Source organism: Nocardia sp. CA-119907 (assembly GCF_050955995.1).
Taxonomy (GTDB): Bacteria; Actinomycetota; Actinomycetes; order Mycobacteriales; family Mycobacteriaceae; genus Nocardia.
Window position 1 is genome coordinate 6,976,911 of sequence record NZ_CP192091.1, and the last position, 13,519, is coordinate 6,990,429.

Annotated in this window: 10 protein-coding genes; 8 read left to right on the forward strand and 2 right to left on the reverse strand. The window is 67.4% G+C overall.

Annotated features, from left to right (window positions below; translation table 11 throughout):
- Positions 1 to 86 precede the first annotated feature (86 nt).
- The 7 genes from ACQP2D_RS31155 (at position 87) to ACQP2D_RS31185 (ending at position 8,481) form a co-directional block, all read left to right on the forward strand.
- Positions 87 to 881, forward strand: coding sequence for a LytR/AlgR family response regulator transcription factor (locus ACQP2D_RS31155; RefSeq protein WP_433679487.1), 795 nt, complete (start codon positions 87 to 89; stop codon positions 879 to 881).
- Positions 878 to 1,246: a hypothetical protein gene (locus ACQP2D_RS31160; RefSeq protein WP_433679488.1), complete on the forward strand. Its 369-nt coding sequence runs from the start codon at positions 878 to 880 to the stop codon at positions 1,244 to 1,246. Before ACQP2D_RS31155 ends, ACQP2D_RS31160 begins: the two co-directional genes overlap by 4 nt.
- 288 nt (positions 1,247 to 1,534) lie before the next feature.
- Complete coding sequence (locus ACQP2D_RS31165; protein WP_433679489.1) at positions 1,535 to 3,289, forward strand: cation acetate symporter; 1,755 nt, start codon at positions 1,535 to 1,537, stop codon at positions 3,287 to 3,289.
- A 146-nt stretch (positions 3,290 to 3,435) separates the two neighbouring features.
- Positions 3,436 to 3,798 carry a DUF485 domain-containing protein gene (locus tag ACQP2D_RS31170; RefSeq protein ID WP_433679490.1) on the forward strand — a complete coding sequence of 121 codons (363 nt, stop codon included), beginning with the start codon at positions 3,436 to 3,438 and terminating at the stop codon, positions 3,796 to 3,798.
- Complete coding sequence (locus ACQP2D_RS31175; protein ID WP_433679491.1) at positions 3,795 to 5,429, forward strand: solute symporter family protein; 1,635 nt, start codon at positions 3,795 to 3,797, stop codon at positions 5,427 to 5,429. The genes ACQP2D_RS31170 and ACQP2D_RS31175 overlap by 4 nt, the downstream gene beginning before the upstream one ends.
- 50 nt (positions 5,430 to 5,479) lie before the next feature.
- Complete coding sequence (acs, locus tag ACQP2D_RS31180; RefSeq protein ID WP_433679492.1) at positions 5,480 to 7,420, forward strand: acetate--CoA ligase; 1,941 nt, start codon at positions 5,480 to 5,482, stop codon at positions 7,418 to 7,420.
- A 116-nt stretch (positions 7,421 to 7,536) separates the two neighbouring features.
- Positions 7,537 to 8,481: an extracellular catalytic domain type 1 short-chain-length polyhydroxyalkanoate depolymerase gene (locus ACQP2D_RS31185; RefSeq protein ID WP_433679493.1), complete on the forward strand. Its 945-nt coding sequence runs from the start codon at positions 7,537 to 7,539 to the stop codon at positions 8,479 to 8,481.
- Here ACQP2D_RS31185 and ACQP2D_RS31190 read toward each other — a convergent pair.
- Together ACQP2D_RS31190 and ACQP2D_RS31195 are read right to left on the reverse strand one after the other, a co-directional pair.
- Positions 8,478 to 9,098: an NADPH-dependent FMN reductase gene (locus ACQP2D_RS31190; protein ID WP_433679494.1), complete on the reverse strand. Its 621-nt coding sequence runs from the start codon at positions 9,096 to 9,098 to the stop codon at positions 8,478 to 8,480. The genes ACQP2D_RS31185 and ACQP2D_RS31190 overlap by 4 nt on opposite strands.
- Complete coding sequence (locus ACQP2D_RS31195) at positions 9,095 to 9,994, reverse strand: alpha/beta fold hydrolase (RefSeq protein WP_433679495.1); 900 nt, start codon at positions 9,992 to 9,994, stop codon at positions 9,095 to 9,097. Before ACQP2D_RS31195 ends, ACQP2D_RS31190 begins: the two co-directional genes overlap by 4 nt.
- A gap of 110 nt (positions 9,995 to 10,104) precedes the next feature.
- Here ACQP2D_RS31195 and ACQP2D_RS31200 point away from each other — a divergent pair, with 110 nt between their 5' ends.
- Positions 10,105 to 13,476, forward strand: a complete 3,372-nt coding sequence (locus ACQP2D_RS31200; RefSeq protein ID WP_433679496.1) for a BTAD domain-containing putative transcriptional regulator — start codon at positions 10,105 to 10,107, stop codon at positions 13,474 to 13,476.
- The last annotated feature ends 43 nt before the right edge of the window (positions 13,477 to 13,519 follow it).

A 13,519-nucleotide genomic window follows, 5' to 3' on the forward strand; every position in this document is an offset into this window, starting at 1 on the left:
GTGCCGCCGACTTCATCCTGGCCGTTTTCGCCTGGTGCGGATATCCCAACCGGCGGCGCGAACGCGGCATTTACCATGGAACGACTGTGACCCGGACCACCGACCAGTCCGCCGCCGCATTGCGTGTGCTCGCCGTGGACGACGAGAAGCCAGCTCTGGACGAGTTGGTCTATTTGCTGCGCGCGCAACCGGGCGTCGGGGATATCCACCACGCGAATGATGCGACCAGCGCGCTGCGGCTGATGCGGGCCCATCCGATCGATGCCGTGTTTCTCGATATCAATATGCCCGGGCTGGACGGGATGGAGTTGGCGGGGATCCTGTCCGCGTTCGCCAATCCGCCCGCCGTGGTCTTCGTGACCGCGCACGATGACCGGGCGATCGCGGCATTCGATCTCGGTGCGGTGGACTATCTGCTGAAACCGCTGCGCGAGGCGCGGCTGGCCGAGGCGGTGCGCCGGATCGCGGGCGCGCGCGGTACCGCACCGGCCGTCGCGCAACCGCAGGCCGATCCGAGCGAGGTCATCCCGGTGGAGTTGGGCGGGGTCACCACATTGGTGCACCGGTCCAGCGTGAGCTGGGTGGAGGCGGACGGCGACTACGCCAGGCTGCATACCAGCGCGGGCTCGCATCTGGTGCGGATTCCCTTGTCGGCCTTGGAGTCCCGCTGGGAGAACGCCGGGTTCCTGCGGGTACACCGGTCCTATCTGGTGGCGCTGCGGCTGGTGACCGGGCTGCGCACGGTCGGCAATGCGACGGTGGTCCGGCTGCGGGCCGACGGCCGGGCCGGTGCGGTGGAACTGCCGGTCAGCCGCCGGCAGGTGCGCGAACTCAAGCAGCGTCTGGTGCACGGGCCGCGCCAGCAGTGGACGAATCCGTGACCACACCGCAGCAGCGCCCGACCCGCCAGCGCGTTGTGCTCGCCGAACGCCGCGGCGCACGCCGCGCGCGGACCCGCACGGAGGTGGTCGAGCAGACCGAGATCGGGGCGGCGCTGATCGGTGGGCTGATCCGGGCTCAGCTGGGGCTGGCGCTGCGGGTCGGGTTGGTCATGGTCCTCGTCTTGTGTTCGCTCCCGGTGCTTTTCCGACTCGGCTCGACCGGATCGTTCGTCCTGCTCGGGGTGCGGCTGCCGTGGCTGTTGCTCGGCGTCGCGGTGTATCCGGTGTTGTACGGCGTCGGGCGGCTCTACGTCCGACTCGCCGAACGCAATGAGCAGGACTTCCTGGAATTGGCCGAGGACTGAATCGATGTCCCGCGCCGCACCTCCGCTCGCCCGCCGCCGCGCCGCCGGGTATCCATGCGCTACGACGAGTTGGATGGACAGGAACTCGGTCCACTGCGACGAAAGGGGCCGCGTCGCAATCCCGCTCGCTCACCCCCACTCAGCCGAGTCTCCAGGCACCGCGACGAGTAAGACGGACAAGGGCCCGGCCAACACCGACAGATGCGGTCATTTGGCATCACGCCCCACCGCCGCGTATCGGACCTACCGACGGGATTCCATACCACACGGCACTGATCGAGGCAGACCGTGAACACCCCGACAGCCCCGGTACTCACGGTGCTCGCGTTGCTCTTCGCGGCATTCGCTACCGTCGCGATCGGCGTCTACGGTGTCCGGCTGGCGCGCACCACCTCTGATTTCCTGGTCGCCTCGCGCAGCGTCGGACCGCGCTGGAATGCCGCGGCGATCTCCGGTGAATACCTTTCGGCCGCTTCCTTTCTCGGCGTCGCCGGGCTGATCGCGAAGTACGGTGCGGACGCACTGTGGTATCCGGTCGGGTTCACCGCGGGATATCTCGGTCTGCTGCTGTTCGTCGCGGCTCCGCTGCGGCGGTCCGGGGCGTATACCGTGCCGGACTTCGCGGAGTTCCGGCTCGGGTCGCTGCGGCTGCGCAGGCTGGCGGCGGTCGTGGTGGTGCTGGTCTGCGGCGTGTACCTCATCCCGCAGTTCCAGGGGGCGGGGTTGACCTTGCACATTCTGTTGAACGTGCCGAAATGGGTCGGCGCGGTGGCGGTCGGCGCGATCATCATCGCCAATGTGGCCGGCGGCGGCATGCGCTCGATCACGCTGGTACAGGCATTCCAGTACTGGTTGAAGCTGACCGCGGTGGCGATTCCGGCGCTGGTGCTGCTCGGGCATTTCCTGGCCGAGGATCGCGAACTCGGCACCCCGGCTCCCCCGGTGGTCACCGAGCGCACCACGGTGGATGTCAGCACCGGCGTAGTGGTTCGCGTCGATGCGCCACAACAGGTTTCGATCACCGGCACACTCGACGGACGCGCGGTGGACGGTCCGGTCCTGCTGACCCCGGGTGGACACGAACTGGCGGCGGGCACCGAACTGACCCTGGAGCCGGGCTCTGCCGTACCGGTGGTGGCCGGAGCGCCGACCGACGGCGCGGCCTGGCTGACACCCGGCGGCGGATTCGGCGGCGCGCATCCCACCTATCAGGTCTATTCGCTGATCATCGCCACATTTCTCGGCACCATGGGACTTCCGCATGTGCTGGTGCGCTTCTATACGAATCCGGATGGCCGGGCGGCGCGCACCACCGCGCTCGCGGTGATCGGGCTGGTCGGATTGTTCTACCTGTTCCCCATTCTGCTCGGGGTATTCGCGCGGCTGTATGTGCCGCAACTGCTGATCACCGGCACCTCCGATGCCGCGGTGGTGCTGCTGCCCGGTTCCGTGCTCGCGGGCCTGCCGGGCCAACTGCTGGCGGCACTGGTGGCCGCGGGTGCCATCGCGGCATTCCTGTCCACCTCCTCCGGTCTGCTGGTGAGCATCGCGGGTGTGCTCAGCACCGATATGCTGCGCGGGCGGATTCGCGATTTCCGGGCCGCCGCGCTGTTCGCCGGTGCTGTGCCACTGGGCCTTTCACTCACCGTGGTGTCGCTGGATCTGTCCCGCACTGTCGCCCTTGCCTTCTCGGTGGCCGCCTCGACGCTGTGTCCGCTGCTGGTGCTCGGCATCTGGTGGCGCGGCCTGACGGCGAAGGGCGCGGCGACCGGACTGATCGTCGGCGGATCGGCGGCGGGCGGGGCGACGGCGGTATCCGTGACCGGCGGTATCTCCGATGGACTCGCGAACGGCTGGCTCGCCGCGATACTCGGCTATCCCGCGGCGATCAGCGTGCCGCTGGCATTCGCGGCGATGATGCTGGTCAGCAAGCTGACGCCGGGACAGAGCGCGCGCCGGATCGGGCGCATCTTCGTCCGCATGCACGCACCCGAGCGGCTCGGCATGGGCGCCGACCGGGAGCGGGTGCTGCGGTCGAGCTGACCGCCGACCGTTCATCGCGGCCAGCCGACCGTTCACCGCACAATCGGGCGCCTTCACAGAGTGACCCACGCCACATCATGATTCGCTCACGAAGGTCCCCTTATGGTCGGCGGGTAGTAAGCCACGTCACACGCTAGGACCCTGCGATGACCAGTATCGACCTCGACAAAGATGGCACGCCACCGCGGCGCACGCCGACTGCGGAGGATTTCGCCGCCGTCCAGTCGAGTCCCCAATTCCAGGAACTGCGAAGTCGGTTGCGCCGCTTCGTCTTTCCAATGACAGCGCTGTTCCTGGTCTGGTACCTGAGCTACGTGCTGCTCGGCGCCTACGCCCACGACTTCATGGCCACCAAGGTCATCGGCACCATCAATCTCGGCCTGCTGCTCGGCCTCGGTCAGTTCGTATCGACGTTCGTCATCACCTGGCTCTACGTCCGGTTCGCCAATAAGGAACTGGATCCACGCGCCGCGTCGATCCGCAACTACCTCGAGGGAGGCCAGGCGTGAACCAGCAGTACCTTGCCGCCGCGACGGTCGGCAATCCCGCCGCGAATATCGCCATTTTCGGTCTCTTCGTGGCCATCACGATGGTCGTGGTGATCCGCGCCAGCCGCAATAACCGCACCGCCGCCGACTACTTCACCGGCGGGCGCGGCTTCTCCGGACCGCAGAACGGTATCGCCATCGCGGGAGACTACCTTTCCGCCGCAAGCTTTCTCGGCATTGCGGGCGCCATCGCGGTGTACGGCTACGACGGATTCCTGTACTCCATCGGATTCCTGGTCGCCTGGTTGGTCGCGTTGCTGCTGGTCGCCGAAATGCTCAGGAACACCGGCAAATTCACGATGGCCGATGTGCTGAGCTTCCGGTTGAAGGAAGGTCCGGTCCGCACCGCCGCCGCGCTGACCACCCTCGCGGTCTCGCTGTTCTATCTGCTCGCGCAGATGGCGGGCGCAGGCGGCCTGGTTGCGCTGCTGCTAGATATCTCCGACAAGACCGGACAGAGCATCGTGATCGCCGTGGTCGGCGTGCTCATGATCGTCTACGTGCTGGTCGGCGGCATGAAGGGCACCACTTGGGTACAGATCATCAAGGCGGTGCTGCTGATCACCGGCGCGGCGCTGATGACCGTGCTGGTATTCGCCAAATTCGGCTTCAACTTCTCCGATATCCTCGGCTCGGCCCAGGATGCGGTGCACGGATCCAAGTCCAAGGGCGTGGCCGCCCGCGATGTGCTCGCCCCCGGCGCCCAGTACGGCGGCAGCGCGACCTCCAAGCTGAACTTCGTATCCCTCGGCCTGGCCCTGGTGCTCGGCACCGCGGGTCTGCCGCATGTGCTGATGCGCTTCTACACCGTGCCGACCGCGAAAGAGGCACGCCGCTCGGTGGTTTGGGCGATCGGCCTGATCGGCGCGTTCTACCTGTTCACCCTGGTGCTCGGCTACGGCGCGGCCGCCATTGTCGGACCGGACCGCATTCTCGCCTCGGCGGGCGGGCAGAATTCGGCGGCACCGCTGCTGGCCTTCGAGCTCGGCGGCGTGGTCCTACTAGGCATCATCTCGGCGGTTGCCTTCGCCACCATCCTGGCGGTCGTCGCGGGTCTGACCATCACCGCCTCGGCGTCGTTCGCGCACGATATCTACGCCAGTGTGCTGAAGAAGGGCAATGTCGACGAGAACAAGCAGGTCAAGGTTTCCCGGATCACCGCGGTCGTCATCGGTGCGCTGGCCATCGGTCTCGGCATCCTGGCCAACGGCCAGAACATCGCATTCCTGGTGGCGCTGGCCTTCGCGGTCGCGGCGGCGGCGAATCTGCCGACCATCGTGTACTCGCTGTTCTGGAAGCGGTTCAACACCACCGGAGCGCTGTTCAGCATGTACGGCGGCCTGATCTCGACCATTGTGCTGATCGTGTTCTCCCCGGCGGTATCCGGGACGAAGACCTCGATGATCCCGGGTTCGGACTTCGACTGGTTCCCGCTGTCGAACCCCGGAATCGTCTCCATCCCACTGGCTTTCGTGCTCGGTGTGGTCGGCACCTTCCTCGGCGGACGTAAGCCCGAGGATCCGGCGAAGCAGGCCGAGATGGAGGTGCGCTCGCTCACCGGTGTCGGCGCGGAAAAGGCGGTCGTGCACTGAACCGCCGACCGAGCCTGCCGCCCTTGTTGTTTCGATAGGAGAGATCGACGTTGACCAGTGCAACCACCGACCGTGACTCGACCACCGACACTGCCTACCCGCCGGATCCGGCATTCGCCGCGAATGCGAACGCGTCGCGTGCGCTGTACGACCGCGCCGCCGATCGGCTGGAGTTCTGGGCCGAGCAGGCTCGGCGGTTGCACTGGCAGCAGCCGTGGACCCAGATCCTCGACTGGAGCGACGCACCGGTCGCGAAGTGGTTCGTCGACGGCAAGCTCAATGTCGCCTACAACTGCGTGGACCGGCATGTGCTCGACGGGTACGGCGAGCAGGTCGCCATCCATTGGGAGGGCGAACCGGGCGACTCGCGCGATATCACCTACAGCGAGTTGCTCGCCGAAGTATCGAGGGCGGCAAACTATCTCACCGAACTCGGGCTGCGGACCGGCGATCGCGTCGCCATCTACATGCCGATGGTTCCGGAGGCCGTCATCGCGATGCTGGCCTGTGCTCGGCTCGGGCTCACCCATTCGGTGGTGTTCGCCGGTTTCTCACCGACGGCCCTGCGCCAGCGCGTCGATGACGCCGGTGCGCGGCTGGTGATCACCACCGACGGTCAGTGGCGGCGCGGTACGGCCGCGCCGCTCAAGGCCGCCGTCGACGAGGCGCTGGCCGACGGTGCGCACACCGTCGAACACGTCCTCGTGGTGCGCCGCACCAATATCGAGGTCCCGTGGACCGAGGGCCGCGACCTGTGGTGGCACGACACCGTCACCGACGCCGCCCCCGATCACGAGGCGCAGGCCTTCGACGCCGAACATCCGCTGTTCATCCTCTACACCTCCGGCACCACCGGAAAGCCCAAGGGCATTCTGCACACCACCGGCGGCTACCTGACCCAGGCGTCCTACACCCACCACAACGTCTTCGATCACAAAGCGGGACAGGACGTCTACTGGTGCACCGCCGATATCGGCTGGGTCACCGGACACACCTACATCGTCTACGGACCGCTGTCGAACCGGACCACCCAGGTCATCTACGAGGGCACACCCAACTCTCCCGATGAGCACCGGCATTTCGACATCATCGAAAAATACGGCGTCACTATCTATTACACCGCACCCACACTCGTGCGGACCTTCATGAAGTGGGGCCGCCAGATTCCGGACGCACACGATCTGTCCAGCATCCGCCTGCTCGGCAGCGTCGGCGAACCGATCAATCCCGAGGCCTGGCGCTGGTACCGAGAGGTGCTGGGCGGCAATCGGACTCCCATTGTGGACACCTGGTGGCAGACCGAGACCGGCGCCATTATGATCTCCCCGCTGCCCGGTGTCACCGCCGCCAAACCGGGTGCGGCCATGACCCCGCTGCCCGGCATCTCCGCGAAGATCGTCGATGACGACGGCGTCGAACTCGACAACGACCGTTCCGGACTGCTGGTACTCGATCAGCCGTGGCCCTCGATGCTGCGCGGCATCTGGGGCGATATGGATCGGTTCCGCGCGACGTACTGGGACCGATTCGCCGAGCGCGGTTGGTATTTCGCCGGTGACGGCGCCAAGCTCGATGCCGACGGCGATCTCTGGGTGCTGGGCCGGGTCGACGATGTCATGAATGTCTCCGGGCACCGGATCTCCACCGCCGAGGTGGAATCCGCGCTCGTCGGGCATGCGTCGGTCGCGGAGGCCGCGGTGGTCGGTGCGAACGACGCCACCACCGGCCAGGCCATCGTCGCCTTCGTCATCCTCACCGCGAGTGCGCACAATTCCGGTGCTGCGCTGATCGGTGAGCTGAAAGCCGCTGTCTCCCAGGAGATCAGCCCCATTGCCCGACCCAGGGAAATCCATATCGTCCCGGAACTCCCGAAAACCCGCAGCGGCAAGATCATGCGCCGCCTACTTCGCGATATCGCAGAGGGTCGCGAACTCGGCGATACGTCGACCCTCGTCGATCCGAAGGTCTTCGAGGCCATCGCGCGCGGTTAGGCGACGCTCCCGGGCGGACCCGGCCACCGCACTGATGAGGGGGACCGGGTCCGCCCCGCCGCGTCGGCGAACACACGATCGCCGCAGACGTTCAGTGCCCGGCTAGTATTCCCGACGTGCGAATTGCCGCGATCCGTCTCTGCGCTGTCGTCGGCGCCTTCCTGATCGCCACCACATCTCTGCTGCTCGGTGCACCGCGCGCACACGCCCAGATCGACAATCGCTGCTATACCAATGCCGCGGGCACCCGCTGCTACTACCTGCATGTACCGCCGGGCAGCAGTGCGGGTAGGCCGCTGATGGTGTACCTGCACGGCTGCAACGACCCCCTCGCCGACGCCCAGCCGACCGGCTTCTCGCTCACCCGGGTCGCCGACGAAATGGGTTTCGTGCTCGCCTATCCGATCCAGGACCGGGCGGCCAATAAGGAATTCTGCTGGAACTGGGACAAAGCCGAGAACCGCGAACGCGGCCAGGGCGAGCCGTCCATCATCGCCGGCATCACCACCACGCTCATCGATGAATTCCAACTCGATCGCTCGCGCGTCTATCTCGGCGGGTACTCCGCGGGTGGTGCGATGACCACCAATTTGGGCGCCACCTATCCGGACCTCTACGCCGCGATCGCCCCGATGGCCGGTGCGCCCTATCGAGCCCAACTCGGCGGCCAGCTGATCATCGACGCGATGGGGGCACGCGCCCGCCCGATGCCAACGTACTTCCTGCAGACCCTCTTCGACGAGATCAGCAACTACGTGATCGGCCGCAGCAACCTCGCCCAGTGGCGCGAGGCCGATAATCTCGCGGATCCGGGATCGGTACCGACCCTGCCGATGGGTCTGGAGGTCCACGTCGAGGGACCGGATGTCCCGATCCCGCTCACCACCGAGCACTACTCCAGTCCGCGCGGATGTGAACTGGCGCAATTCACCACACCGCTGCTCGCCGAGCACATGATCGGGGCACGCATCGTTCAGGACGACTGGGGTATCGAGGTCCAGCGCAACCTGATGCGTTTTCTGCTCGCCCACCGCATGCCCGCACCGCACGAGGCCTGTTAGAAGACGAAGGCGTCTCGCGCGCGGGCGGCTCGCAAAGCCGTTGCCCACCAGATGAGTTGGTCTACCGCGGCACACACTGCCGCTTCGAGTTCGGGGTCGCGGCGGGGCCAGCTGCCGTCGGCGGCGAAGCGCTGCCATGCCCTCGTGATCGGGACGGTGCGGCGGATCTGGACGGCGTCGAGTTCTCCGAATATCTGACGCAGCTGGGCGGTGGCGCGGCTGCCGTCGGAGTCGCGGCCGTAGCTGACGACGGTGACCGGCTTGGCCGCCCATTCCACATCGAACCAGTCGATCGCGTTCTTCAGCGCGGCCGGGAAGCTGCCGTTGTATTCGGGGGTGACGACGATGAAGGCGTCGGCGGCGGCGACGCGCTGCCCGATTTCGCGCACCGGCGCGGGAGTCGGATCGGTCAGCCGATCGGGCAGTCCGGCGGTGGCGAGGTCGATGGTGTCCAAGTCGAGGTCGCGGCGGCGGTGGATGCGACCCGCGACCCAGTCCGCGACGGTCGGACCGAAGCGGCCCGTACGAGTGGAGCCGATGATCATCGCGATGCGCAGGCGCTGGTGCGCTACCCCGGACTGCGCACGAGGTAGCGCCTCGATCGCATGCTCGGTCACTGTGCGGCCTTGATCGTCGCGTCGAGGAATGCCGGAATGATGGACAGCAGCAGGTCGGGGCGGTGTACCAGGGTGATGTGCGAGGTGCCGGGCAGGATGGCCAGCTGTGCGTTCGGCAGTCCCGCCGGAGTGTCGCCCATCGCGCCGCCGCCGAAGACGCGGAACATTTCGACGGCGTGCTCGGGTCGGATGATGTCGGCGTCACCGACCATCGTCAATGTGGGCGATGTGATCCGGCGGACGGCCTCGACCGGGAAGGTGGGCGTCGCGTTCTTGTCCTGTTCGCCGACCTTGGCCACCAACCGCGGGAAGTCCTCGGGGCGAGGCGCATTCGCGAGGTAGTCATTGTGGAACGGTGTGCCGTAGAGCATTTCGGGCTGGATTTCAGCGATGCCATCCATCAGTCCGGGTTTGATGCCGTTCACATCGAGGCTGGCCGCGGCGATGATCTGCTTGCGCACCAGGTCCGGATGGGTGAGCGCGATCTGCAGTGCGACGCCACCGCCCATGCTGTAGCCGAAGATATCGGCGCGGCGCACGCCGATGCTGTGCAGCAGGGCGACGGTGTCCTCCGCCATCTGCTCGTAGCGCAGCGGACGATCGATATCGGCGGTGCGGCCGTGCGCCTGCTGTTCGATCGCGATGACGCGGCGGGTCCTGGACAGTTCCGGAATCAGCTGGCCGAAATCGGTGCCGATGCCCGAGAGGGCGCCGTGCAGCAGCACGAGCGGGGGCTGGTCGGTGACGGGGCCGTGCACCTCGTAGTACATGTGCAGGCCGTTGACGTCGGCATAGGCGCCCGGAGCCGGGGCCTTCGCGCTCTCGGCTCCGCAGCCGGTGAGCAGTGCGGTCACGGTCGCTGCGATGGTGGTGGCGATCGCGGTGGTGAGTTTCATATCGGGCTCCCTGGTCGGTGTTCCTGCGTTGTCACCAACTCTGGGCGCGCCGCCTTCCGGTTTGTTTACGGTCCGATTCCGGTCAGCGGCACCCCGGCTAAGCTGCGCACATGCGTTTCGGTGTGCTCGGTCCGTTGACGGTGTGGACCGATACCGGCACCGTGGTGCCGATTCCCGGCGCGAAGGTGCGCGCGCTGCTGGCGGATCTGCTGGTCGCTGGTGGTCAGCCGGTGTCGGCGGACCGGCTCGTCGACGACATCTGGGCCGCGGATCCGCCGGGCAATCCGGCGGGCACGCTGGCCGCGAAGGCGTCACAGTTGCGCAGGGCGCTCGAGGATGCCGAACCCGGCGGGCGCGATCTGGTGGTGTCGCCGCCGCCCGGGTACCGGCTGGCCGGGGCCGAGGTGGACGCGCAGCGGTTCCGCTCGCTGATCGCCACGGCCCGTGCCACCACCGACACCACCGCCCGCATGACGGCGCTCACCGAGGCGCTGGGATTGTGGCGCGGACCCGCGTTCGCCGACTTCCGCGATGCCGAATTCGCCGGGCCCGTCATCGCGCAGCTCGAGGAGCAGCGCTTGGTCGCGGTCGAGGAGTTGGCCGAGGCGCGGCTTTCGCTCGGTGAATATCGGGAGGTCGCAGGCGATCTCGCGGTATTCGTGCGCGAACATCCACTGCGCGAACGACTTCGGGCCGCACTATTGCGCGCACTCTACGGTGCCGGACGCCAGGCCGAGGCACTGGCGAGCTACGAGGATCTGCGCCGCCACCTCGATGATGAACTGGGTCTGGATCCGAGCCCGGAACTCGTTGCGCTGCAGCGCTCGATTCTCGGTCAGGAGCTGGAGGTCGCCGCACCGCGACCGGAAAACGCGGTCCGACGGCGCAGCTCCAATATCCCGGCCCAGCGCACCGCATTGATCGGGCGGGACGAGGAGGTGGCGCGCCTGCGCGATGCGGTATCGGAAACCAGGCTGGTGACGCTGACCGGGCCGGGCGGCGTCGGCAAGACCCGCCTGGCGCTGACGACCGCCGCCGGGCTGAAAGAGCGCTTCTCACACGGCGCTTGGCTGATCGAGCTCGCGCCATTGCAGCCGACCTCGACCGACGCCACCTCATGGCTGGCCGAGGCGGTATCGCAGGTGCTCGGTGTCCGCATCACCGACGGCGCCGATCCGACGGACCTGCTGTGCGAGGTACTTGCCGATCAGGAATTGCTCCTGGTCCTGGACAATTGCGAACACGTCGTCGACCACGCGGCCGACCTCGCCGAACTGCTGCTCGGCGCGGCACCGAAGCTGCACATCCTGGCGACCAGCCGCGAACAGTTGCGGCTGCCCGGTGAGGATATCGTCGCGGTCGAACCATTGGCCGTGCCCGCCGCCGAAGAAGAGCTGTCCGAACTCGAAAAGTCCAGTGCCGTCCAGCTTTTCGTCACACGTGCCCGCGCGAGCGACCGCGACTTCACCCTCGACGCCGACACCGCCGAATCCGTTGCCACCCTGTGCCGTCGACTCGACGGCATCCCACTGGCCCTGGAACTGGCGGCAACCCGAGTCCGCGCCCTCGGCGTGCACGAAATGGTGGCCCGCCTCGACGACCGATTCCGCCTGCTGGCCACCGGCCACCGCGGTGCCCCGCCGCGACAGCAGACACTCACCGCCATGATCGACTGGAGCTGGGGCCTACTCGACGACACCGAGCGCACGGTGCTGCGCCGATTGGCGGTGCACGCGGGCGGCTGCACCCTCGACGCCGCCGAAACCGTATGCGCCGCAGACCCAACGGCGGCCGCCGATGGCCGTCGCGCCACCGCAGCGGACACCACTGGCGGCATCCGACCACCCGCCGACGCAACCCTGGTCACCGGATTTGATTGGGCGAATGGCAGTCACACCGCGTCCACGCCGGTCCGGCTGGATCCAGCCACAATCGCCGATGTGGTCGCGCGTCTGGTGGATCGCTCACTCGTGCAAACGTCCGGACGCCGCTACCGGCTGCTGGAATCGGTCGCGGCGTTCAGTGTGGACCGGCTCACGGAGGCGGGCGAACTCGACGCCGTGTACCGCGCGCATCACCTGTACTACCTACACCTCGTCGAGCAGGCCGAACCCGAACTCTATGGCGCGGACCAGCAACGCTGGCTACGCCGACTCGACAGCGAAAGCGCGAATCTGCGCACCGCACTGGATGGATTCGTGCGCGCGGCGGACGCGGAACACGCCCTGCGCCTGGTCAACGCCCTCGCGTGGTATTGGCTCCTGCGCGGCCGATTCGGTGAAGCGCGCCGCTGGTTGGCCGCCGCCCTGGCGTTGACCGACCCCGGCCAGAGCAGTTCGGCGGAGACGCGTGCCCGCGCACTGGCGTGGGACCTCGGGTTCGCGTTCCAACAGGGTGAATTCGCCGATGGGGCGGCGCGGCGGGCGGAGGTGTTCGCCGCCTTCGACAGTGTCGACAATCCGGTGGGGCGGGCGCGGGCCGCGTTGTTCCTTGCCTTCTCCGCCTTGGAATCCGGTGATCTCCCGGAACTGGAGGCGGTCATCGAACAGGCGCTCCCGGTCGGTGCGCAACTCGGTGACCGGTGGGCCGTCGCGACCGCGCATGTGGCGCTGGCCAAGGCCGCGCACAGCCGAGTCGATTTGCCCGCCTTGGAGCGGCATGCCCGCGCGGCCGCCCGTATCTTCGCCGAAATCGATGACCGCTGGGGTCGCCTGCAGGCGGCCGAATGGCTGGGCGGGCTGGCCGAATTGACCGGCGATCTGACCGGCGCGCTGGAAATCCACACCGAAGCATTGGGTTTGGCGCAGGAGCTGGAGCTGTGGGGGCAGGTCTGCACCCACCTGTGTTGGCTCGGCTGGATCTGTATGCAGCACACCGAATTCGACCGCGCCGCCGCCCTCGCCGACCAGGCATTGCGCATCGCCGCCGAACACGGTTACGCTCCCGGCCGCCTGTTCGCCTCCATTGTCGCGGCCTTCACGGCCCGCCGCGACGGCAATCCGGACCGCGCCGAACACATACTGCGCGAGCTGCTGGAACTGGCCCCCGCCGACGGGGCGGAAACACCCCTGTTCCTGCCCATGCTCCAGGTCGAACTCGGCTATATCCTCGAAAACCGCGACCCGACCGCCGCCCTTGCCCTGCACCTGTCCGCCCTCGACGGCGCCCAGCGCATCGCCGCTCCCCGCGATACCACCTTCGCCATCGCCGCCTCGGCCGCCACGGCCGCCGAACTGGGCGAATACGAAACCGCCGCAACCCTCTTGGGCACGGCCGAGGCCATACGCATTACCAACGGCATCCCCCTGCTGCCCGCCGAACGCCATGACATCGACCGACCCACCGCCAGAATCATTGCCGCCCTTGGCGATTCGGCCTTCACCGCAGCCCACGCCGCCGGTGCCGACCTGACTCCAGCACAAGCGAGAGACCTCGCCGCCGCGATCACCAGCACGACAGCGAGACCTCAGCCCGCTCGGTAACATCCTCACCTCACCTCACCCCACACGCCGCTGCCGGGTTTCC

Bases quoted from the DNA above. Each gene is read 5' to 3' on its own strand.
- ACQP2D_RS31170 (WP_433679490.1), top strand. From the start codon at position 3,436: ATGACCAGTATCGACCTCGACAAAGATGGCACGCCACCGCGGCGCACG.
- ACQP2D_RS31195 (WP_433679495.1), bottom strand. From the start codon at position 9,994: ATGAAACTCACCACCGCGATCGCCACCACCATCGCAGCGACCGTGACC.
- ACQP2D_RS31200 (WP_433679496.1), top strand. From the start codon at position 10,105: ATGCGTTTCGGTGTGCTCGGTCCGTTGACGGTGTGGACCGATACCGGC.